The organism is Klebsiella sp. 4_1_44FAA, assembly GCF_000238715.1.
In the GTDB taxonomy this organism is placed as follows: Bacteria; Pseudomonadota; Gammaproteobacteria; order Enterobacterales; family Enterobacteriaceae; genus Klebsiella; species Klebsiella pneumoniae.
This window is the reverse complement of sequence record NZ_JH414798.1, coordinates 1,025,897-1,046,578: the sequence shown is the minus strand read 5'-3', so window position 1 is coordinate 1,046,578 and position 20,682 is coordinate 1,025,897. Positions and strand designations below refer to the sequence as shown.

18 protein-coding genes and 5 pseudogenes are annotated in these 20,682 nt (G+C 59.2%); 13 read left to right on the top strand and 10 right to left on the bottom strand.

Features of this window, described 5'->3' with window-relative positions; genetic code table 11:
* Positions 1–24: 24 nt before the first annotated feature.
* The 7 genes from hpxK to hpxU form a co-directional block, all read right to left on the bottom strand.
* Positions 25–1,284: an allantoate amidohydrolase gene (hpxK, locus tag HMPREF1024_RS20645; protein ID WP_009307838.1), complete on the bottom strand. Its 1,260-nt coding sequence runs from the start codon at positions 1,282–1,284 to the stop codon at positions 25–27.
* Positions 1,281–2,522: an alanine--glyoxylate aminotransferase family protein gene (locus HMPREF1024_RS20650; protein WP_004224900.1), complete on the bottom strand. Its 1,242-nt coding sequence runs from the start codon at positions 2,520–2,522 to the stop codon at positions 1,281–1,283. The genes hpxK and HMPREF1024_RS20650 overlap by 4 nt, the downstream gene beginning before the upstream one ends.
* 15 nt (positions 2,523–2,537) lie before the next feature.
* Positions 2,538–3,275, bottom strand: a complete 738-nt coding sequence (locus HMPREF1024_RS20655; RefSeq protein ID WP_004143660.1) for an amino acid ABC transporter ATP-binding protein — start codon at positions 3,273–3,275, stop codon at positions 2,538–2,540.
* Complete coding sequence (locus HMPREF1024_RS20660; protein ID WP_004176118.1) at positions 3,256–3,912, bottom strand: amino acid ABC transporter permease; 657 nt, start codon at positions 3,910–3,912, stop codon at positions 3,256–3,258. Before HMPREF1024_RS20660 ends, HMPREF1024_RS20655 begins: the two co-directional genes overlap by 20 nt.
* Positions 3,912–4,577 carry an amino acid ABC transporter permease gene (locus HMPREF1024_RS20665; RefSeq protein ID WP_004176117.1) on the bottom strand — a complete coding sequence of 222 codons (666 nt, stop codon included), beginning with the start codon at positions 4,575–4,577 and terminating at the stop codon, positions 3,912–3,914. Before HMPREF1024_RS20665 ends, HMPREF1024_RS20660 begins: the two co-directional genes overlap by 1 nt.
* 9 nt (positions 4,578–4,586) lie before the next feature.
* Entirely contained in the window at positions 4,587–5,372 is a 786-nt protein-coding gene (locus tag HMPREF1024_RS20670) for a transporter substrate-binding domain-containing protein (RefSeq protein WP_004143665.1), read from the bottom strand.
* A 214-nt stretch (positions 5,373–5,586) separates the two neighbouring features.
* Positions 5,587–6,426: a MurR/RpiR family transcriptional regulator HpxU gene (hpxU, locus tag HMPREF1024_RS20675; protein WP_004176115.1), complete on the bottom strand. Its 840-nt coding sequence runs from the start codon at positions 6,424–6,426 to the stop codon at positions 5,587–5,589.
* A gap of 179 nt (positions 6,427–6,605) precedes the next feature.
* Between hpxU and hpxW the strand changes: the two are divergent.
* The 5 genes and pseudogenes from hpxW to HMPREF1024_RS0125775 all read left to right on the top strand — a co-directional run bounded on the left by hpxW (position 6,606) and on the right by HMPREF1024_RS0125775 (position 10,674).
* Positions 6,606–8,193, top strand: a pseudogene (gene hpxW / locus HMPREF1024_RS0125785) (oxamate amidohydrolase).
* Between the two features lie 10 nt (positions 8,194–8,203).
* The gene (gene hpxX, locus HMPREF1024_RS20680) at positions 8,204–8,389 is read left to right on the top strand and encodes an oxalurate catabolism protein HpxX (protein WP_004179955.1); all 186 of its coding nucleotides are present in this window, start codon (positions 8,204–8,206) and stop codon (positions 8,387–8,389) included.
* Positions 8,386–9,784 (top strand): annotated as a pseudogene (locus HMPREF1024_RS31680) (AtzE family amidohydrolase). The gene hpxX and the pseudogene HMPREF1024_RS31680 overlap by 4 nt, the downstream one beginning before the upstream one ends.
* Positions 9,781–10,167, top strand: coding sequence for an oxalurate catabolism protein HpxZ (hpxZ, locus tag HMPREF1024_RS20685; protein ID WP_009307833.1), 387 nt, complete (start codon positions 9,781–9,783; stop codon positions 10,165–10,167). Before HMPREF1024_RS31680 ends, hpxZ begins: the two are co-directional and overlap by 4 nt.
* Before the next feature lie 84 nt (positions 10,168–10,251).
* Positions 10,252–10,674 (top strand): annotated as a pseudogene (locus HMPREF1024_RS0125775) (GNAT family N-acetyltransferase).
* 37 nt (positions 10,675–10,711) lie between these two features.
* Here HMPREF1024_RS0125775 and asd read toward each other — a convergent pair.
* Entirely contained in the window at positions 10,712–11,830 is a 1,119-nt protein-coding gene (asd, locus tag HMPREF1024_RS20690) for an aspartate-semialdehyde dehydrogenase (protein ID WP_009307831.1), read from the bottom strand.
* Positions 11,831–12,031: 201 nt separating this feature from the next.
* Here asd and HMPREF1024_RS31110 point away from each other — a divergent pair, with 201 nt between their 5' ends.
* The 5 genes and pseudogenes from HMPREF1024_RS31110 (at position 12,032) to fabF (ending at position 16,588) form a co-directional block, all read left to right on the top strand.
* A complete protein-coding gene (locus HMPREF1024_RS31110) occupies positions 12,032–12,154 on the top strand; it encodes a hypothetical protein (RefSeq protein WP_032408689.1) in 123 nt (40 codons plus the stop codon).
* Complete coding sequence (locus HMPREF1024_RS20695; protein WP_009307830.1) at positions 12,151–12,708, top strand: helix-turn-helix domain-containing protein; 558 nt, start codon at positions 12,151–12,153, stop codon at positions 12,706–12,708. Before HMPREF1024_RS31110 ends, HMPREF1024_RS20695 begins: the two co-directional genes overlap by 4 nt.
* Positions 12,692–13,735: an HlyD family secretion protein gene (locus tag HMPREF1024_RS20700; RefSeq protein WP_009307829.1), complete on the top strand. Its 1,044-nt coding sequence runs from the start codon at positions 12,692–12,694 to the stop codon at positions 13,733–13,735. The genes HMPREF1024_RS20695 and HMPREF1024_RS20700 overlap by 17 nt, the downstream gene beginning before the upstream one ends.
* Positions 13,732–15,294 (top strand): DHA2 family efflux MFS transporter permease subunit, encoded by a 1,563-nt coding sequence (locus HMPREF1024_RS20705; RefSeq protein WP_009307828.1) that lies wholly within the window; start codon positions 13,732–13,734, stop codon positions 15,292–15,294. Before HMPREF1024_RS20700 ends, HMPREF1024_RS20705 begins: the two co-directional genes overlap by 4 nt.
* A 19-nt stretch (positions 15,295–15,313) precedes the next feature.
* Positions 15,314–16,588, top strand: a pseudogene (gene fabF, locus HMPREF1024_RS0125765) (beta-ketoacyl-ACP synthase II).
* Between the two features lie 3 nt (positions 16,589–16,591).
* Here fabF and HMPREF1024_RS31675 read toward each other — a convergent pair.
* A pseudogene (locus tag HMPREF1024_RS31675) lies at positions 16,592–16,783 on the bottom strand (hypothetical protein); the annotation flags it as partial.
* Between the two features lie 153 nt (positions 16,784–16,936).
* Here HMPREF1024_RS31675 and HMPREF1024_RS20710 point away from each other — a divergent pair.
* Together HMPREF1024_RS20710 and HMPREF1024_RS28355 are read left to right on the top strand one after the other, a co-directional pair.
* The gene (locus tag HMPREF1024_RS20710; RefSeq protein ID WP_072143287.1) at positions 16,937–17,293 is read left to right on the top strand and encodes an ASCH domain-containing protein; all 357 of its coding nucleotides are present in this window, start codon (positions 16,937–16,939) and stop codon (positions 17,291–17,293) included.
* Positions 17,294–17,493: 200 nt separating this feature from the next.
* Positions 17,494–18,393 (top strand): hypothetical protein, encoded by a 900-nt coding sequence (locus HMPREF1024_RS28355; RefSeq protein ID WP_009307826.1) that lies wholly within the window; start codon positions 17,494–17,496, stop codon positions 18,391–18,393.
* A gap of 460 nt (positions 18,394–18,853) precedes the next feature.
* Here the strand turns inward: HMPREF1024_RS28355 and HMPREF1024_RS20715 are convergent, their stop codons facing one another.
* Positions 18,854–19,654 carry a helix-turn-helix domain-containing protein gene (locus HMPREF1024_RS20715; protein WP_008804809.1) on the bottom strand — a complete coding sequence of 267 codons (801 nt, stop codon included), beginning with the start codon at positions 19,652–19,654 and terminating at the stop codon, positions 18,854–18,856.
* A gap of 92 nt (positions 19,655–19,746) precedes the next feature.
* On the opposite strand from HMPREF1024_RS20715, the gene HMPREF1024_RS20720 reads away from it, so the two are divergent.
* A complete protein-coding gene (locus HMPREF1024_RS20720; protein ID WP_003026048.1) occupies positions 19,747–20,472 on the top strand; it encodes a GMP synthase in 726 nt (241 codons plus the stop codon).
* Positions 20,473–20,682 lie beyond the last annotated feature (210 nt).

Here is a 20,682-nt window from a genome sequence, read left to right as displayed (position 1 = left end):
GCCGGGGCACGGTAACCGGCGCGATCAGGCGTCAGCCACCTTCTCTACCGCCCGGGAGAACGCGTCGATAGCCAGCCCGACGTCGGCGGCGGTGACCGACTCCGCCGGGTGATGGCTGACGCCCCCCAGGCAACGCACAAACAGCATCGCCGATGGCCAGCGCTCGGCGATGGCGATGGCGTCATGCCCTGCGCCGCTCGGCAGCGTCAGCGAACGGCCCTGCACCGCCACCACCGCCTCGCTCAGCACCGCCTGCAGGTGACTGTCGCAGGCGGTGGCGGCGATGCGATAATACTCCTCGGCGGCGAAACGCAGCTGGCGACGCCCGGCAATGGCCTGCGCCTCGCCCAGCAGCTCATCCAGCAGCGCCGTCAGCGGCGCATCATGCGGGCCGCGAATATCCAGCGTCAGCTGCACCTCGCCCGGTATCACGTTTACCGCGCCCGGCGCACAGCGCAGGGTGCCGACCGTCGCCACCAGGTTACCGCCGTGCTGCCGGGTCAGGTTTTCCACCTGCATCATCCATTCCGCCGCCGCGGCGAGGGCGTCCTTGCGATGTTGCATCGGCACCGTGCCGGCATGGCCAGCTTCGCCGGTAAAGCGGCAGTTCAGCCGTCTGGCGCCGTTAATTGCCTCCACCACGCCGAGCGCCAGCCCCGCCTGCTCCAGGCACGGCCCCTGCTCGATATGTAGTTCCAGATAGGCAGCGATATCCCGCGGGTGACGGGCGGCGTGGGCGATCCGCGCCGGATCGAGTCCGGCATTCACCAGCGCCTGGGCGACGCTCACTCCATCAGCATCGCACTGTGACAGCCAGCTTTCAGGCCAGGTGCCGGTGACGCCGCGGCTGCCGAGCAGGGTGATGCCAAAGCGGGTACCCTCTTCATCGCCAAAGCCGACGATCTCGATTGCCTTTGCCAGCCGTCGCCCCTGCTGGTGCAAACGCTGGACCACCTCAATCGCCGCCAGCACGCCGAGCATGCCGTCGTAGCGTCCGGCGTTGCGCACGGTATCAAGATGAGAGCCCAGCAGCACCGCCGGCGCCCCCTCCTGTTGCCCTTCATAGCGTCCGCAGATGTTGCCGACGCTGTCCTGCCACACCATCATGCCGGCAGCCTGCATCCACTGGCCCACCAGCTGGTTGGCCTGCAGATGCTCGGGTGACAGATAGACCCGGGTCAGGGCATCGGCGGTTTCGCTGAGGGCGGCCAGCCGATCGGCACGCGCCATCACCCGGCTGGCGGCCGCCTCTCTCTCCGCCTGCTGGCGGACGGTGTCACTCATAGGATGGCCTCGGTGCGATAGTGATCCCAGGCCGCCTGCATTGCCGCGCCCTGGGTGGTGGTGAACCTGAGGTAGTTCAGGACCGCTTCCAGCGCGCTGAGCGTCTGCATCACGCAGTCTTTACGCGCGTTATAGCCCATGGTGCCAATGCGCCAGACTTTACCGTGCAGCGGACCAAACGAGGTGCCAATTTCAATGCCGAAATCTTCCAGCATCAGTTTGCGTACCTGATCGCCGTTGACCCCGTTGGGGATCACCACCCCCAGCACGTTATTCATTTTGTGCCGCAGGTCGCCAAAGGTCTCGAGCCCCATCGCCTGGATGCCCTTCAGCAGCGCATCGCCGTGCAGTTTGTGGCGGGCGATGCCGTTGTCGAGTCCCTCCTGGAGGATCAGGCGCGCGCACTCCCGGGCGGCGAACAGCGCCGAGGTCGCTTCGGTATGGTGGTTAAGGCGCTCCGGCCCCCAGTAATCCATTACCATGCCGAGATCGAAATAGTTGGAGTAGATCATCTCGTCGACGCCATCGTGATGGGCATCGGTGCGGATCCCCTGCTCAATACAGCGGCGGCGGCGGATGACCTCTTCCATCCGCGGGCTGAGGGTGATGGGCGAGGTGCCGGAAGGACCGCCCAGGCACTTCTGCATCCCGGCGGACACGGCGTCCAGCTGCCAGGCGTCGGTTTCCAGCGGGTTACCGCCGAGCGACGCGGTGGCGTCGGTATAGAACAGCACATCGTGACGACGGCAAATCTCTCCCAGCTCCGCCAGCGGCTGCAGCATGGTAGTGGAGGTATCGCCCTGCACGGTGAGCAGCAGGCGCGGCCGCACGCGCTTGATCGCATCCTCAACCTGATCCGGTTTAAAGACCTCGCCCCACGGCACCTCGATGGTGTGCACTTCTGCCCGACAGCGACGCGCGATCTCGCACAGCAGATGACCAAACCGGCCGAACACCGGCACCAGCACCTTGTCACCGGGACGGATCGCCGACAGCAGAATCGCTTCGATCCCGGCGCGCGAGGTGCCGTCGACCAACATCGTCCAGCGATTTTCGGTGCGAAACACGCCGCGATAAAGCGCCATGACTTCATTCATATAGTGAGTCATCGCCGGATCGTACTGGCCAACCAGCTGACTCGACATGGCGCGCAGCACGCGCGGGTCGGCATTGATCGGCCCCGGCCCCATCAGCAGGCGCTGCGGCGGGTTAATTTGCGAAAACTGAGTGATATCCATCTGCCATTCCTTACGTTAGTTAAGACCGCGCACCGAGGAGATAAACTGTTTCAGTTCGCTGGTCTGCGGGCTGGCGAACAGCGTTTTGCTGTCGCCCTGCTCCCAGACGCGTCCCTGATGCATAAACACCACGCGGTCGCCCACTTCGCGGGCAAAATTCATTTCATGGGTGACGAGGATCAGCGTCATACCTTCCGCCGCCAGTTGCTCCAACACCTTCAGCACTTCACCCACCAGTTCCGGGTCGAGCGCCGAGGTGATTTCGTCACAGAGTAAAACTTTCGGCGACATGGCCAGCGCCCGGGCAATGGCCACGCGCTGCTGTTGGCCGCCGGAGAGGTTGGCCGGGTAGTAATCCAGACGGTCGCCGAGCCCGACCTTCTCCAGCATCCGCTGCGCCAGCTCCCGGCATTCTGCCTGGGACTTCTTCAGCACCCGCCGCGGGGCCAGCATGACGTTCTCCAGCGCCGTCATGTGCGGAAAGAGATTAAAGTTCTGGAACACCATGCCGATGGAGCGGCTGATCTCCCGGGCCTGGGAATCGCGGTTGGTGATGGTCATGCCCCCGAGCTTGATGCTTCCCTCCTGGTAGCCCTCCAGACCATTGATACAGCGCAGCAGGGTGCTTTTACCCGAGCCGCTGCGGCCGATGATCGAGATCACTTCCCCCATGTCGATATCCAGATCGACGCCCTTCAGCACATGGTTGTCGCCGTAGTACTTCTGCATCTGATTAATGGTGATGAGAGGCATTGAATTTGTTCTCCAGATAGCGGCTGTAGCGGGACAGCGGATAGCACAGAATGAAATAGCCCAGCGCCACAAGGGCAAACACTTTAAACGGCTGATAAGTGACGTTGGTCAGCATCGTCCCTGCCTTGGTCAGCTCCACAAAGCCGATAATCGATGCCAGCGCCGTGCCTTTGATCACCTGTACTGCGAACCCGACGGTCGGCGCGATGGCAATGCGCAGCGCTTGCGGCGCCACCACCCGGTACAGAGTCTGGCCGAAGCTCAGCCCGAGACAGCGCGAGGCTTCCCACTGGCCTTTCGGCAGCGCGCGAATGCTGCCGAACCAGATATCCAGCAGAAAGGCGCTGGTGTAGAGCGTCAGGGCGACCGAGGCGGCGGTCCACGCCGAGACGTCGACGCCGAACAGCGCCACGCCAAAGAATGCCAGAAACAGCTGCATCAGCAGCGGCGTGCCCTGGAACAGCTCAATATACCCGCGGATCAGCCGTTTCACTTGGCGTCCGCCGGTGAGGCGCAGCAGCAGTAACGGTAAGGTCACCAGCGCCCCGCCGGTGAACGCGACCAGCGACAGCAGCACCGTCCAGCGACCGGCCAGCAGCAGGTTGCGGATAATGTCCCAGTCAGTAAAAGTGGTCATCAGGCCTGTACCCCCAGCCATTTACGCCCCGCCGCCATCAGCAGCTGGCGCATCGCTATCGATAACGCTAAGTAGATCCCGGTGGTCACCAGATAGACCTCAAAGCTCAAAAATGTCCGCGACTGGATCAGGTTGGCGGCGAAGGTCAGCTCCTCATAGGAGACCTGCGACACCACTGACGAGCCGAGCATCACAATGATGCACTGGCTGACCAGCGCCGGGTAAATCCGCTGCAGCGCCGGGGGCAATACGACGCGAACGAAGGTTTGCGTCCGGCTAAGCCCGAGCACGCGACCGGCTTCCCACTGGCCCTTCGGCGTCACCTGAATACCGGCGCGGACGATCTCGGTGCTATAGGCGCCGAGGTTAACCACCATCGCCAGCAGCGCCGCTTCACCGGCGGTCATCTTCAGTCCGAGGTTCGGTAAACCAAAGACGATAAAAAAGAGCTGCACCACAAACGGCGTATTACGGATGATTTCCACATATCCGCCCCATACCCGGCTGAGCATTCCCGGGCGACCGCTGCGGATCGCCGCCCCAAGGATGCCGATCGCCAGTCCGCCGATCGTCGCCAGCACCGTCAACTGCACCGTCACCCACAGGCCGGCCAGCAGCTCCGGCCAGTGCGGCCAGAGCTCAGAGAAATGAAGTTGCTCCGTCATCCCCAGACCTTACGCGCCGAGGCTGGCAGGCAGTGGCGCTTTCAGCCACTTCTCAGACAGACCGTTGAGGGTGCCGTCCTTAATGCCCTGCTCGATGAGGGTATCCACTTTTGCCTTCAGCGCCGGTTCGTTCTTTTTCAGACCGATAAAGCACGGCGAGTCCTTCAGCATAAAGCTCGGGACCGGCGCTTTGTCGGCGTTCTGCCGGGAGATAGCCGCCACCACCAGGTTTCCGGTGGCGACATACTGCACCTGACCGGACAGGTAAGCCGACAGCGTAGTGTTATTGTCCTCGTAGCGCTTAATCTGCGCCGCCTGCGGCGCCACGCTGGTCAGCACCATATCTTCCACCGCCCCACGGGTCACGCCGATGCTTTTGCCGCTCAGCGCGGCCGCGTCCTTCAGCTCCGCCCCTTTCGGGCCAAACACCCCGAGGAAGAACGGGGCGTAGGCGCGGCTGAAGTCGATCACCTTCTCGCGCTCGGCGTTCTTGCCGAGGCTGGAGATCACCAGGTCCACCTTATCGGTCTGCAGATACGGCACGCGGTTGGCGCTGGTCACCGGGACCAGCTGCAGCTTGAGCTTCATCGATTTCGCCAGATAGCGCGCCATATCGATGTCATACCCCTGCGGCTGCAGGTCGGTGCCCACCGAGCCGAACGGTGGAAAGTCCTGGGGTACGGCAATGCGGATGACGCCGCGTTTTTCAATATCCTGGAGCTGGTCAGCCTGCGCGGCAGAAACAGACGAAAGGAGACAAGCGGCCCCGGCCAGCGCGATCAACAGTTTCTTCATGATGTTTACCCGTTACGTTAGCATGAAACAAAAGATTCTTTGAATCTGTTTTTGCAACTAATGTGCCAGATACAGACGAGGCGAGGGTTGGCGAGGAATTAAAACAAAAAGTGAGAAAGGACAAGCGTTAACGGAAAAGTGCTCAGAGAGCGGCGGCGCCATCACGTGGTTTTTATTGCACCATAATAATGCACAGCACCACGCTGGCGCCCCATCAGCGTTGTTCCAGCTCGTCCAGCTGCTGGTAAAGCGTGGCGATATCGTGGATGCGCGGACGACCGCTGTCGAGCGTTTCATGGAGAAAGGCATTGGCCAGCAGATTAATCAGGCTGTTGACCGAGGCATAGCTATCGTAGGCGGAGACGCTGTCCAGCGGCGCGCAGAGCTGCCAGCGGGAGAGCGGAAACAGGCTGTGGGCCTGCGGCTCGCACATTAACAGGACCGGCACCCCGTCGCGCTGCAGCTGCTGCAGCAGCGGGCGTACTATTCGCGGCCGGCGGCGAAACGCCATCATTACCACCAGATCATCGGCGGTCAGATCGACCAGCTCTTCGCTGAGACTCTGACCCGGCTGGGGCAGCACCAGCACCTGGCCGCGGGCCTGCAGCAGCTGCTGGCGCAGATGCAGCGCCGCCGGATAGGCGTTGCGCATGCCAATCACCACAATGCGGCGGGCGGCCACCATCGCCGTCAGCGCCTCAGCGAACTGGCGGGCGTCGAGGGCGTTGACCCACTGGGTGAGGTTTGCCATCTCCTGCTTATAATGGCGCGCCAGCAGCGTGTTACCCTGCACCGCGTCGCGCTGGTCGGTGAGCGGCATCCCGCTCTGACGCAGAGTGCGCAGTTCATCGCGCATATCCTTATATTTGTCGTAACCGAGGCGCTTAAACAGCCGGCTGACGGTGGCTTTCGACACGCCGCTCAGCTGCGCCAGCTCGGCGCTGTTGTAGCTTATCAGGTCGTCAAAGTGGTCAAAGATGAAATCCGCCACCCGCTGCTCCTGCGGCGACAGCGAGGCGTATTGCCCTTTCAGTCGTTCATCGAGTTGTTGCATAGCGCCCCTGTAACTTTCGTTTCATCATCCATTCCTCATCATACTGTATCTGCTATGCCTTACACATAGCGTGCCAGTGGGAAAATTCTGGTCATCGTTTTTATCAATGAAACGAAACGTTCAGAGATGGAACAGCTTTTGCAGTGTTCTGCGGGTGATTCGTTCAGAAAGGATAATTTATGCACAGTAGCAACGTTTCGACCCACGGCATGGCGGTGGCCCCCCACCACCTCGCCAGTCAGAGCGCGCTGGCGATCCTGCGCGAGGGCGGCAGCGCCATTGAAGCGATGGTGGCTGCCGCGGCGGCCATCGCCGTCGTCTATCCCCATATGAATGGCCTCGGCGGCGATGGCTTCTGGCTGATCGTGCCGCCTGAGGGAGACCCCCATCGCCATTGACGCCAGCGGGGCCGCCGGATCGCTGGCGACCCTCGAGGCCTACGCCGGACAGCGGCATATTCCCCACCGGGGACCGCAGGCCGCGCTGACCGTCGCCGGCACCGTCAGCGGCTGGGACGAGGCGCTGCGTATTTCACGGGACTTAACCGGCCGCGCGCTGCCGGTGGCCCGCCTGTTGGCCGATGCGATCGGCTATGCCGAAGACGGCATTCCGGTCACTGCCTCGCAGGCCCACGCCACCGCCAGCAAACTGGAAGAGCTGCGCCATCAGCCGGGCTTCAGCGAAACCTGGCTGGTCGCGGGCGAGGCCCCGCGGCCCGGCAGCCGCTTCCGCCAGCCCGCCCTCGCCGGTACCCTGCGCATGCTGGCCAGCGACGGTCTCGACAGCTTTTATCGCGGGCCGCTGGCCGAGCGTCTGGCGCAGGGTATGGCCACGCTGGGGATGCCTGTCACCCTCGGCGACCTGCAGGCCCACCGCGCCAGGCGTCCGGGGCCGCTGACGCTCCAGCACCAGCAGGGAACGCTGTGGAATCTTGCCCCTCCCACGCAGGGACTGGTGTCGCTGGCGATCCTTGGCATCACCGACCGCCTGAAGATGGCCGATGCCGACGACGCGCAAACGGTGCACCGTATCGTCGAAGCCACCAAGCGGGCGTTTGCCCTGCGCGATGCGCATATCACCGATCCGCGCCATCTGGATGTGGATGTACAGCAGTTGCTCACCCCGGAAGCCCTGCAGCCGCTGGCCGACAGCATCGACGACGCCAGCGCTTCCCCCTGGGGCGGCGGCAAAGGCCCGGGCGATACCGTCTGGATGGGCGTCGTGGATAACAGCGGACTGGCAGTGTCGTTTATTCAGAGTATCTATCACGAGTTCGGCAGCGGCGTGGTACTCCCGGACACCGGGATCGTCTGGCAAAACCGCGGGGCGGCCTTCAGCCTCGATCCGCAGCATCTCCTGGCGCTGGCCCCTGGCAAACAGCCATTCCACACCCTCAACCCTGCCGCCGCCCGCCTGAACGATGGCCGGGTGATGGTCTATGGCTCGATGGGCGGCGACGGTCAGCCGCAAACGCAGGCGGCGCTGTTTACTCGCTATATCCTGCAGGGGGTGCCGTTGCAGGAGAGCATCTCCCGTCCGCGCTGGCTTCTGGGCCGCACCTGGGGCCAGTCCTCCGATTCACTGAAGCTGGAGGGACGCTTTGCCCCCGCCTGTATCGCGCGCCTGCGCGAGCTGGGGCACGACGTAGAAGTGCTGGCTGATTTCAGCGAAGCGATGGGCCACGCCGGCGCCATTGTCCGCCATCCCAACGGCCTGCTTGAAGGGGCGACCGATCCACGCAGCAACGGCGCCGCCGCCGGATACTAAGGAGCAGACCATGACCACACAGCCAGACTGGAGCGAGTATCTGACGCAGATGACTCACCTGTTGGATATGGAGCTGGATGCGCCGCGCCGTGAGGAGCTGGAGCGCCAGTTTGCCCGCATCGCCGCCATGGCGCAGCCGCTGATGGACTATCCCCTCGGGCCGCGCGAGGAGATTGCGGGGGTGTATAAAGCATGACACTTCAACATTTCACCATCGCCGAGATCCAGCGTGCGCTGCACGAAGGCGAACTGAGCGCCCGGGAGATCGCCCGCCAGACGCTGGACGATATCGCCCGCGTGAATCCGCAGATCAACGCCTGGACCGAGGTCACCGCCCAGCGCATGCTGGCGGAGGCCGACAGCATCGACGCCCTGCGCCGGGAAAAGCGCCCCCTGCCGCCGCTGGCAGGCATTCCTTACGCGGTGAAAAATCTGTTTGATGTCGCCGGGCACACCACCCTCGCCGGCGCCGAACTGCTGAGCGACCGGCCGCCGGCAGCCAGCGATAGCTGGGCGGTGCGCCAGCTGCACAGCGCCGGCGCCCTGCTCAGCGGGATGCTCAATATGGACGCCTACGCCTATGGCTTTACCACCGAAAACAGCCACTATGGCGCGACACGCAACCCGCACGATCTGTCGCGGATCGCCGGCGGATCTTCCGGCGGTTCGGCCGCGGCGGTGGCGGCCGGACTGGTCCATTTCAGCCTCGGCAGCGACACCAACGGCTCGATTCGCGTCCCCGCGTCGCTGTGCGGGATCTTTGGCCTGAAACCCACCTTCGGTCGCCTCTCCCGCTCCGGCAGCCATCCGTTTGTCGCCAGTCTGGATCATATTGGTCCCTTTGCCCGTCGGGTGGCCGACCTCGCCGCGGTGTATGACGCCCTGCAGGGACGCGACCCGGCCGATGACTTTCAGGCCGATAAAGCCAGCGAGCGCACCGGCAACCTGCTGGAGCGGGGGCTGGAGGGGCTGCGCTGCGCGCGGCTGGGGGGGCTATTTCACCACCTGGTGCGATGACGACGCCCGGGCGGCCGTGGATCGGGTCGCCCACGCGCTGGGCGCCGACAGCGAGCTGCAGTTCGCGGATGCCGCCCTGGCCCGCTCGGCGGCCTTTATCATCAGCGCCAGCGAAGGCGGCAATCAGTACCTAACGGATCTTCGCCACTCGCCCGAGCGCTTTGAACCTCACTCCCGCGAGCGGCTGCTGGCCGGCGCGATGATCCCCTCGGCGTGGTATCTGCAGGCCCAGCGCTTCCGCCGTCATGCCCGTCAGGCGATCAAATCCCTGTTCAGTCAGGCCGACGTGCTGATCGCCCCGGCCACTCCATGCAGCGCCACGCCGATTGGCGCCGAGGAGATAGTGATTAACGGCCAGCCGCTGCCGGTTCGCGCCAGCATGGGCATGCTGACCCAGCCGATCTCCTTCCTCGGGCTGCCGGTGGTGACCGTGCCCCTGCGTACCGCCAGCGGCAAGCCGATTGGCCTGCAGCTGATAGCCGCGCCGTTTAACGAACAAGCCTGTCTTCGCGCCGCGCGGGCGCTGGAAACGATGGGCATTACCGATGCCCGAGTGGCGGAGAGTGCAGCATGATCAATCTGGATAATGTAGACCGCCCGGCGATCCTCGCCGAGGTGACGGCGGCGTTTTATCAGTATGAAGAGGCGCTGGTCAGCAATAACATCGAGGCGCTGGATGCGCTGTTCTGGCACGATCCGCGCACCGTGCGGCTGGGGGCCGGTGAGAATCTGTATGGCATCGAGGCGATCCGCGCCTTTCGCGCAGCCCGCCCCGCCGCCGGTCTGGCCCGCGATCTGCGCCATACCATCATTACCACCTTTGGTGCGGATATGGCGGTGTGCAGCACCGAGTTCACCCGCGAGGGCAGCGCCCGCCTGGGCCGCCAGCAGCAGACCTGGGTACGCTTCCCCTACGGCTGGCGGATTGTCGCCGCCCAGGTCAGTCTGATGGACTGAGTGGCATAAATTGGAGCGGACCGGGGAATAAGGTATCCGCCGGCCCGCTCCGGTCCGGTAACACGCTATTTGGAGTCGAAGATCATGGTGTTCATCAGAGCTGCGGAAGCAAAAGATATCCCCTCGCTGCAAACGCTATTTCTGCAGTTGGGCTATCAGACGGAGACGGCGATCTTAGCGCAACGCATCACTGCCCCGCAGAGGATGATGAGTGCGCTGGTGGCGGAAACAGAAAACGCCGTGTGTGGCGTAATCGTTATCAATTTTATTTTACCGGTACATGAGAACCGTTTATGGGCATTAATTTCCGCGCTGGTCATAGAGGAATCGTCACGTGGATCAGGGATAGGCCAGCAGCTTCTCCAGGCCGCAGAGCGCCTCGCCCGCGATAAATAATGCGCTCAGATCGAACTTTCAAGTAGTGAAAAAAGAATCAGAGCGCATCAATTTTATGAAAATAACGGCTACAAGGAGGTTCGCAAACGCTTCGTTAAACATTTGTCTTAACCGCCTGCGCGCGAGGGCTTTCCCCGGATGACCGTAACTATATTTTGCCCAGCAGGATATTTAACATGCGGCGCAGGGGCTCCGCAGCGCCCCACAATAGCTGATCGCCAACCGTTAACACCGAGTAGACTGGGTCATTATTTAGCGACATTTTCTTGTAGCGGCCAATACCTACCTGCAGCGAACCACTAATAGCAGCCGGGGTCAATTTACTGACACTCTCTTGCTTATTATTGCGGACATAATTTACCCACGGATGGGAATGGGTGACTAACTCAGCAAATTCTGCTTCGCTGACCTCACGTTTAAGTTTCAGCGTAATCGCCGCGCTGTGACAGCGGATCACCCCGACCCGAATGCATAAACCATTGACCGGGATGGTACCCGGCGCAAGGCCAAGAATTTTATTAGTTTCCGCCTCGCCCTTCCATTCTTCGCGGCTGTTTCCATCGCCCAGATCGCTGTCGATCCACGGAATGATGCTGCCCATGAGGGGGACGCCAAAATTCTCCACCGGCATGCCCGCGCTGTTAATCAACTCACTCACTTTATTTACCAATGGCAGCACGGAACCTGATGATGTCAGTTCATCCGCGGATAAATGCTGACTGATATAAGCGCTTTGTGCGATTAATTCCCGCACCTGTTTGGCGCCCGCCCCGGAGGCAGACTGATAGGTCATCACGCTCAGCCATTCGATAAGATCCGCTTTTATCAGCCCGGCCAACCCCATCAGGCTCAGCGTAATGGAGCAGTTGCCGCCGACAAACAGTTTCAATCCCGCTTTTACCGCGCGATCGATATTTTCGCGGTTGACCGGGTCGAGAATAATGCAGGCTCTTTCATCCATCCGCAGCGCCGAAGCCGCATCAATCCAGTAACCTTGCCAGCCATGGTTAATTAACGCCGGATAGATGGCTTTGGTATAATCCCCGCCCTGACAGGTGATGATGATATCCATTTCGGCGAGTGCGCTAAGGGAATTCGCATCTTTCAGCCTGTCGCTTTTACCATTAATAACCGGGCCCGGGGCACCCGCACTGGAGGTACTAAAAAAATGCGCTGTAATATCGTCGAAATCATTTTCTTCGATCATGCGTTGCAACAATACTGAGCCCACCATCCCTCGCCAACCAACAATACCCACCTGCTTCATTTATTTAACCTTTATAAGTTATGAGAATGTTAATTTGAGTGTCGCCATACCTTATATCGTATCCCCCAATAAAGGTCATTACCCAGCACATCGATTTTTATCATTATTAAAATGTTTCATCTGCCATCAGCGATATTTATCTCTTATTACGGTCAAGCAGATATAAGGCGGCGGCGACCGTCCAGTTTTCGGCATTCAAAGGTGAAACGGCGTAGCGAAACGGGAGCAGCTTCTTCTCCGGGTACCATGAAGAGTAACTTGCATTTTGATAGTTACTATGTCAATTTGCTGGCAAAAGCCACCTGGTTACTGGACAGCCCATGAAAAATGAACCGCTTTGCCACGCTCCCTGCCCCATCGCCCGCAGCCTGGGCCGCATCGGCGACAGCTGGAGCATCATGATCCTGCGCGATGCCTTCGCGGGCTTTACCCGCTTTGACGAGTTCCAGAAAAGCAGCAACGTCGCGCCCAATATTCTGTCGCGCCGCCTGAAGGAACTGGTCGATGACGGACTGCTGGAGAAGGTGTGCTACAGCAGCACCCCGCCGCGCTACGAATACCACCTCACGCCGCGCGGCCGCGATTTTCGCATGGTGCTGCTGGCGCTGGCGGAATGGGGTAACCGCCACTTCGCCCCCGAAGGCCGTCAGATGCAGTTGGTGGAAACCGCCACCCAGCGACGGGTGGAGCCAGTCATGGTGGATAAAGCGACCGGGGAAGAGATTATTCCGGGTAAATACGCCATGGTGCCGGGCCCCGCCGCCTCGCCGCTGATGAAATATCGTCATGAATATCTGCTGCGCAAACGCGAAGGCGATAGCGGGCAAAAATTCCAGCCTGAACCTTACAGAGATGCCAGCAATGAATCCGACCAGTAAGAAAAATATTCTTGTCCTGGCGGCCCTGGGGGCTGCCGCCCTGGCGGCAGCGAGCTACGGCGCTTACTGGTGGCATACCGGGCGCTTTATGCAGACCACCGATGATGCCTATGTCGGCGGCGACATTAGCGCCATCTCCAGCAAAGTCTCCGGCTATATCCAGCAGCTGGCGGTGCAGGACAATATGGCGGTGAAAAAAGGTGACCTGTTGATCCGCATTGACGACCGCGATTATCGCGCCGCCCTCGCGAAAGCCGCCGGAGAAGTGGCGGCGCAGCAGGCCGCGCTGGCCGATATCCAGGCTACCCGCCAGCTTCAGCAGGCGACCATTGCCGGCTCTGCGGCCTCGTTACTGGCCGCCACGGCGGCAACCGAAAAACTGGCTAACGACAACCGACGCTATAACGCCCTGGCCGCGTCGAGCGCGATTTCCGCACAGATCCGCGATAACGCCTCCGCCGATTATCGCCGGGCGCACGCCGAGCAGGAGAAGGCCAAAGCGGATAAAACCGTGGCCGAACGTCAGCTGGCGGTGCTGGATGCTCGCCAGCAGCAAATCCTGGCTGCCCTGGCGCAGGCCCAGGCTAACCTCGAGATGGCCAGGCTGAACCTCAGCTATACCGACATTCGCGCGCCGTTCGATGGGGTGATTGGCAACCGCCGCGCGTGGTCCGGCTCCTTCGTCAGCAGCGGTACGCAGCTGCTCTCCCTGGTACCCGCGCACGGCCTGTGGATTGACGCTAACTTCAAGGAAAACCAGCTGGCGCATATGCGTGCCGGCCAGCCGGCGACCATCGTCGCCGATGTGCTGCCGAACCATACCTTTAAGGGGCATGTCGCCAGCCTGGCGCCGGCGACCGGCTCACGCTTCAGCATTCTGCCGGCGGAGAACGCGACCGGGAATTTCACTAAAATCGTGCAGCGGGTGCCGGTCCGCATTGCGCTGGAAGGTGACGGGGCAAAGCTTGACGTCCTGCGCCCGGGACTGTCGGTGATCGTCACCGTGAACGAAAAGAGCCCTCGATGAGCACCGTTCAGGCGCTGTCCGTCCCGCAGGGTCTGTCGATGCCGACGGCGAAGAAGATCTTCGCCTTCGCCAGCATGTGCGTGGGGATGTTTATTGCCCTTATCGACATCCAGATCGTCTCCGCCTCGCTGCGGGATATTGGCGGCGGCCTGTCGGCGGGCGACGATGAAACCGTCTGGGTACAAACCAGCTACCTGATCGCCGAGATCATTATTATCCCGCTTTCCGGCTGGCTGGCCCGGGTCATGTCGACCCGCTGGCTGTTTGCCGCTTCCGCGGCGGGCTTCACGCTGATGAGCCTGCTGTGCGGCTGGGCGTGGAACATCCAGAGTATGATCGCCTTCCGCGCCCTGCAGGGACTGGCGGGCGGGTCGATGATCCCCCTGGTGTTCACCACCGCTTTCGCCTTTTTTCAGGGCAAACAGCGGGTCATCGCCGCGGCGACGATCGGCGGCCTGGCCTCCCTCGCCCCTACGCTGGGTCCAACGGTGGGCGGCTGGATCACCGAAAACTACAACTGGCACTGGCTGTTCTTTATCAACGTTGTTCCGGGGATTTACATCGCGGTGGCAGTGCCGCTGCTGGTAAAAGTAGACAGCGCCGACCCCACTCTGCTGCGCGGCGCCGACTATCTCAGTATTCTGCTGCTGGCCTTGTCCCTCGGCTGCCTGGAATATACCCTCGAAGAAGGTCCGCGCTGGGGCTGGTTTGATGACGCGACCCTGACGACCACCGCCTGGGTCGCCCTGCTCTGCGGCGTGGCCTTTGTTATCCGCACCCTGCGCCATCCGCAGCCGGTGATGGATCTCCGCGCCCTGCAGGATCGAACCTTCAGCCTCGGCTGCTATTTCTCGTTTATGGCCGGCGTCGGCATCTTCGCCACCATCTATTTAACCCCGCTGTATCTGGGGAGCGTGCGCGGTTTCAGTGCGCTGGAGATCGGCCTGGCGGTATTTTCCACCGGTCTGTTCCAGGTCATGTCTATTCCGTTTTATTCGTGGCTCGCCAACCGCGTCGATCTGCGCTGGCTGCTGATGGCCGGGCTGATCGGCTTTGCGGTGTCAATGTACAGCTTTGTTCCGATCACTCACGACTGGGGGGCGGACCAGTTGCTGCTCCCGCAGGCCTTTCGCGGACTGGCGCAGCAGTTTGCCGTCGCGCCAACGGTGACCCTGACGCTGGGCAGCCTGCCGCCCGCGCGCCTGAAGCTGGCCTCCGGGCTGTTTAATCTGATGCGCAACCTCGGGGGCGCCATCGGCATCGCCCTGTGCGGCACGGTGCTTAACGACAGAACCAATCTGCACTATAGCCGCCTGGCGGACCATCTGAATAACGCCAACCTGGCAATGAGCGATTTTGTTCAGCGCAGCGCGGCAAACTTCACCGTCCAGGGGATCTCGCCGGATGCCGCGCAGACGGCGGCGCTGAAAAATCTTTCCGCGCTGGCGCTACGGGAGGCGCGAACCCAGGCATTTTCCGATGCTTTCTACCTCATCATGATGGGTTTTTTACTTGCCGCGCTGCTGGTTCCCTTGATGAAAAAGCCGCCGGCACACTGATACTACAGGAGAGTTAACTATGGGCGTTTCCGTTAAACGCATTGTCGTCACAGGGATGGGGATTGTCAGCCCGCTGGGCTGCGGCGTACAGCACGTCTGGCAGTCACTGCTGGCAGGAAAGTCAGGGGTCACCCGGCTCAGCGAGCAGCTGGTCGCGGATATTCCCTGCAAAGTGGCCGGCCAGGTGCCGTCCATTGACAGCGATCCGCTGCACGGCTTCGACCCGCTGGCGACCATCCCGGCGAAAGAGCGCAAAAAGATGGATCGCTTTATCGAGTTTGCGCTGGTCGCCGCCCGTGAAGCGCTGACCCAGGCCGGCTGGTCGCCAGCATCTGCGGCCGAACAGGAACGTACCGCCACGGTGATCGCCACCGGGATCGGCGGCTTCAGCGAGATCGCCAATGCGGTACATACCACCGATGAACGCGGGCCGCGTCGTCTCTCGCCGTTCACTATCCCCTCTTTCCTGGCCAACCTGGCCGCCGGGCATGTGTCTATCGCCCACGGCTTCCGGGGCCCCATCGGCGCGCCGGTCACCGCCTGCGCAGCGGGTGCCCAGGCCATCGGCGATGCAGCGCGGATGATCCGCAGCGGCGAGGCGGATATTGCCCTCTGCGGCGGCGCGGAAGCGGCAATTCATCGCGTTAGCCTGGCCGGGTTTGCCGCGGCAAGGGCGCTGTCCAGCGCCTACAGCGACCAGCCGGAAAGCGCTTCCCGCCCCTTTGACCGTGACCGCGATGGTTTTGTGATGGGAGAAGGCGCCGGGCTTATTGTGATCGAATCTCTGGAGCACGCGCTGGCGCGCGGGGCCACGCCGCTGGCCGAGCTGGTGGGCTACGGCACCAGCGCAGATGCTTATCACCGTGACCGCAGGCCCCGGAAGACGGGAAACGGCGCACTCGGGCCATGGAGATCGCTATTCGCCAGCCGGGGTGACCGTCGACGAGATTGACCATATCAATGCCCACGCCACCTCGACGCAGGTCGGTGATAAAGGTGAGCTGGCGGCGATTAAAACGCTGTTTGGCGCGCATCCGGTCGCCATTACCTCGACGAAATCCGCCACCGGCCATCGTTAGGCGCGGCCGGCGGGATCGAGGCCATCTTCACCATTCAGGCCCTGCGTGACCAGGTGGTGCCGCCGACGCTGAACCTGCATCACCCCGATGAAGACGCGGCAGGCATGAACCTGGTGGCGCTGCAGGCCCGCCCGCAGAAGATGCGTTATGCGCTGTCGAACGGTTTTGGCTTTGGCGGCGTTAACGCCAGCCTGCTGCTGAAACGCTGGCAATAATCGTCAGCTCCCCTGCGGTACTGGCCGACGGGGGATTTCCACCGTTGCGGCTTTTGCCCTGCTGCTGGAGTAAATCAAGTACAGCGCGATACCCAGGGAGACAATGGCGCCTATTCGGCTCATCGAGAATGGAATCGACGCATTGTCCAGCCAGCCGAAGTTATCGATCAAGGTCAGTTTTGAGCGAAGAACGGACCACACTATCTAAAGAATGATATCGCCTATTATGTTGGGACCGCTCATGTTAAAAAAGGGATAGCTTTTCTTTTCATTGACGATAACGAAGGAATTTTCATGGTTGAGGTTGAGGAAATAAAAAAGAAATATCCCGGCGCAGATGCCTGGCAAATGGGTGACAGTCCGCAACTGGCTAACGAGCTGGCTGACCTGATCAAAAAAGGGATCAAAACGGCCTCTTGCGGATCTTTTGCCTCTTACCAGCAGGAAGAATCCGCCCCGAGAATCGGGAGTTATAACATTATTCTTGATGGTCAGAATGTTCCAGTTTGCGTGATCAGACTGATTTCGATGCAGCTGGTTCGTTTTTGTGATGTCACTGAAGCGTTCGCCCGCAAAGAAGGTGAAGGCGATTTAAGCCTTGAATACTGGAAGAAAGAGCATCAGAGATTTTTCAGCTCTGAAGGTCATTTTTCTGAAGATATGGAGTTGATCGCAGAAGAATTTGAAGTGGTTGAGGTGCTGTAAGGCAAGGTCAACGGGCTGACATTTTATCACTGGCCACTCATAACACTGTTCGCTTCTGGCGCGGAGCGGACAAGCTATCGAGCTAAAGGTCCGCATTGAGCAAGGAGCTGACGTGCCAGCTATAATTGGTAATAAAATGAGAGTAGAACTATTCTGATTTGTTTAAAAAACATTTTTACATCCAAGGGAAAAATATTTTTATGCTATCTTACATGCTATCTCAATATGCTAGGCTACCTGTGCCTGAAGTTACTCTACGTTCATGGTTAAAACAATGGTTGTCAGAGCAGGAATCGAGGTGTACAGACAGAAGTTTCTCGGCGCGATTTCCCTGGAGAGAAACTGGATTATGTCAGGAATATTTTTTACAACGAAAACTCAAAATTGATGGAAAGCAATTTCTTACTGGCCCCCGTTATCAGGGCGGAAATATTAACAAACCTTTTATTGATATTGTAGGTATGGATTCTGACCTAAATCATACTGCATTAGAACTCATTAGTAAGGAATGGTCACAACTCAGAGCTCAGTATGTCCGCATTCTTGTGCCAGGCCAGTCCTTCCCGCAGGGTATTCCCGACCAGTATATATATGCCACTTCTTTTTCTGAACCCCCTGAATTCAATGATAAATCTCTTACTTTGCAAGTGGCGACATACGAAGATTTTGACTGGTGTTGTCAGGCCCTGGGTGATGCCTATAAGCATACATGGCAGACAGTTCGCGAACTGTCTGCAAGCAATTTGGTAGCAGTTGATGACGAAGAGTTGTGTGACCATATTTCAGAGAGAGAAGTATATATTATCTATGAAAACGATGTTCGCGCCGGGTTGCTAATATGCCAGAAAGGAAACATCGCTTTTCTGAGAGGATATCGTATTACTGACAAAGTAATACTTCCTGCTTTTCGTGGTCGATCATTGTCGGCCCGAGCGCAACGCCTGCTGTACCGATTATTAACTCATTCCGATTCGGAACTATCTTTGTATATGGGCACAATTATTCCGCAGAATATCCCCTCGATGAAAACTGCAGAAAGAGCGGGACGAACTTGCATCCTAAGTTATCAATTTCTACCCATCTGCAGAACCCACGATTAACATCAACGCTAATTTATCATCAGCCTACTTCCGCTTTTGGCACACAGGGACGTGCAGGGCCCGGGAGTACTCCCCTGGACGCATTAATGGGCAGGATGTGATTGTTGCGCAGGCTATCATATGGCGTGAGGTACAGCAGAATCAGGCTTCGTAGCAATGAGGGGCTCACAGCGTCCGGAATCCACCCGGTGCCGTAAATCACCGCAAGGTCTGTCATAAGGTAATTTCATCACGCATCGCGACACCTTTTTTCTTTACGCAGGCCTTCTCTTTCACGGTTTGTCAGAACTGTTGACCGCAGTAATCTCCACTCCGTGCTTTAATCAATGAGAGTGATGTCGGGTGCAAATTAAACTACCTTTCTCAACAGCAAAGGCGGGATACCCCTGCCCTCGCAGTGTTTCTGCGTCTGGTAATATGCCCATGACAGTCTCAAAGACCGCTTTGAGGGTTTCCCGGTTTAAGGCACAAAATCGCGTGGCGTAGACCCCAGAATGCAGCGAAAAGCAGCGGTAAATGCCGCCGGGCATGAGAAACCAAGCTGATAAGCGACCTGTTTGATTGGAACACCGTTCGCGAGAAGATCCAACGAAGCGCAAATTCTGGCTCTCTGCTTCCATGTTCTAAAACTAAAGCCTGTATCCTTCATAAACAAGCGGGAAAAGGTCCGTTCCGACATGGCCGACATAAAAGCCAGCTCGCTCAGCGATGCTTCCCAGCGCTGATTGACCAGTAGCGATCTGGCCGCGCTAAATAATCGCTCATCATTCGGCATGGGTAGCGCCATCGTTAAAGGTGGAGCCTCGCTGAGAATTTCCAGAAGCAACAACGCTATCTTCCGTTGACTCGGTCTGGCGTAGTCCTCACTGAACAGCCCTGCGATAAGCTCTTTGACTAAGGGCGTAGCCGTGATCACATGCACCTGTTGACTCTTCGTAAAGCTCGTACATTCTGCGATAAGGCTACTGCTGAAATAGATCGCCCTGAGATCGGTTTGTGAAAGCAGATGGTAACTATGGATATGCAAAGGCGGTAGCCATAATGCCCGCTGAGGAGGGATCACCCAACGGTCACTCTCTGTTTGCACCAGCATAACCCCTCTGGTGGCGAAGAGTAGCTGCCCCTCAACATGATGATGGGGAGGATCTACCTCGCCGCGTTGATAGCTTATCGCAGTACTGGACCAGCCTGTGGCTTCATCATGTCTTGGCGCTTTATCTATACTACCTGGCATTTCAGATTTAGCCCCTGCCATTATCATATCGAAACTGGAACCACCCGGAGTAGAGCCTTAGGCAATGGGTGCGTGACTTATCATTCTGATCATCAAAGATATTACAGGAGCTTAACCTCATGCGTGTACACTTTATCGTACATGAAAGTTTTGAAGCCCCGGGCGCATATGAAACCTGGGCAATAAACCAGGGTCATGATGTAACTTACTCACGCGTCTATGCAGGCGATCGGCTACCTGATGACGCCGTAGGCATCGATTTTCTAGTCGTTATGGGCGGTCCGCAAGATCCGGACACCACGCTTGAAGCGTGCCCGCACTTTAATGCTAAAGCGGAACAGGCGCTGATTGCTTCCGCGGTTAAAACCGGTAAGGCGGTGATCGGTATCTGCCTGGGTTCACAGCTCATTGGCGAAGCGCTGGGCGCGCCGTTCTCTCATAGCCCGGAAAAAGAGATTGGTAAATTCCCGATCACATTGACCGAAGACGGCAGGAAGGATGAGATGTTCTCTCACTTTGGGAAAACACTGGAAGTGGGTCACTGGCATAACGATATGCCAGGTTTGACGCCAGAGGCCAAAATTATTGCTTACAGCGAAGGCTGTCCGCGGCAGATCGTTGCCTATTCAGACCGCGTCTTTGGTTTCCAGTGCCACATGGAGCTCACATTGGACGTTGTAGAACGGCTGATCGCTCATTCTGAGAAAGACCTGAGCCGTGCAGCAGAATATCGTTTCGTTGACACGCCTGAAGCGCTCCGGGCGCACGATTACAGTGAAATGAATCAAGTACTTTTTGGCTTTTTGGATAAGCTGGAAGCACGTTACAAAGCAGCGCAAGCATAATGTCATGCTCGGTAAGCTTGCCATCGGTTTTGATTTTAATGTCCGCTCCTGGCACAGAGCGGACAAGCTACCTGATTTGAAGGTCCGCTATGAGCGAGAAGCGGAAAAGTGCTCTGGTAGGTTGTACACGGACCTGGGCATTAGAGCTTGCTCAATTCGGGATCAGCCTGTTGATGGTGGAGGAAGCCAGGGAGAACGTTAGAAACGTTC

Bases quoted from the DNA above. Each gene is read 5' to 3' on its own strand.
- hpxK (WP_009307838.1), bottom strand. From the start codon at position 1,284: ATGAGTGACACCGTCCGCCAGCAGGCGGAGAGAGAGGCGGCCGCCAGC.
- HMPREF1024_RS20650 (WP_004224900.1), bottom strand. From the start codon at position 2,522: ATGGATATCACTCAGTTTTCGCAAATTAACCCGCCGCAGCGCCTGCTG.
- HMPREF1024_RS20655 (WP_004143660.1), bottom strand. From the start codon at position 3,275: ATGCCTCTCATCACCATTAATCAGATGCAGAAGTACTACGGCGACAAC.
- HMPREF1024_RS20660 (WP_004176118.1), bottom strand. From the start codon at position 3,912: ATGACCACTTTTACTGACTGGGACATTATCCGCAACCTGCTGCTGGCC.
- HMPREF1024_RS20665 (WP_004176117.1), bottom strand. From the start codon at position 4,577: ATGACGGAGCAACTTCATTTCTCTGAGCTCTGGCCGCACTGGCCGGAG.
- HMPREF1024_RS20670 (WP_004143665.1), bottom strand. From the start codon at position 5,372: ATGAAGAAACTGTTGATCGCGCTGGCCGGGGCCGCTTGTCTCCTTTCG.
- hpxU (WP_004176115.1), bottom strand. From the start codon at position 6,426: ATGCAACAACTCGATGAACGACTGAAAGGGCAATACGCCTCGCTGTCG.
- hpxX (WP_004179955.1), top strand. From the start codon at position 8,204: ATGACCACACAGCCAGACTGGAGCGAGTATCTGACGCAGATGACTCAC.
- hpxZ (WP_009307833.1), top strand. From the start codon at position 9,781: ATGATCAATCTGGATAATGTAGACCGCCCGGCGATCCTCGCCGAGGTG.
- asd (WP_009307831.1), bottom strand. From the start codon at position 11,830: ATGAAGCAGGTGGGTATTGTTGGTTGGCGAGGGATGGTGGGCTCAGTA.
- HMPREF1024_RS20695 (WP_009307830.1), top strand. From the start codon at position 12,151: ATGAAAAATGAACCGCTTTGCCACGCTCCCTGCCCCATCGCCCGCAGC.
- HMPREF1024_RS20700 (WP_009307829.1), top strand. From the start codon at position 12,692: ATGAATCCGACCAGTAAGAAAAATATTCTTGTCCTGGCGGCCCTGGGG.
- HMPREF1024_RS20705 (WP_009307828.1), top strand. From the start codon at position 13,732: ATGAGCACCGTTCAGGCGCTGTCCGTCCCGCAGGGTCTGTCGATGCCG.
- HMPREF1024_RS20710 (WP_072143287.1), top strand. From the start codon at position 16,937: ATGGGTGACAGTCCGCAACTGGCTAACGAGCTGGCTGACCTGATCAAA.
- HMPREF1024_RS28355 (WP_009307826.1), top strand. From the start codon at position 17,494: ATGCTATCTTACATGCTATCTCAATATGCTAGGCTACCTGTGCCTGAA.
- HMPREF1024_RS20715 (WP_008804809.1), bottom strand. From the start codon at position 19,654: ATGATAATGGCAGGGGCTAAATCTGAAATGCCAGGTAGTATAGATAAA.
- HMPREF1024_RS20720 (WP_003026048.1), top strand. From the start codon at position 19,747: ATGCGTGTACACTTTATCGTACATGAAAGTTTTGAAGCCCCGGGCGCA.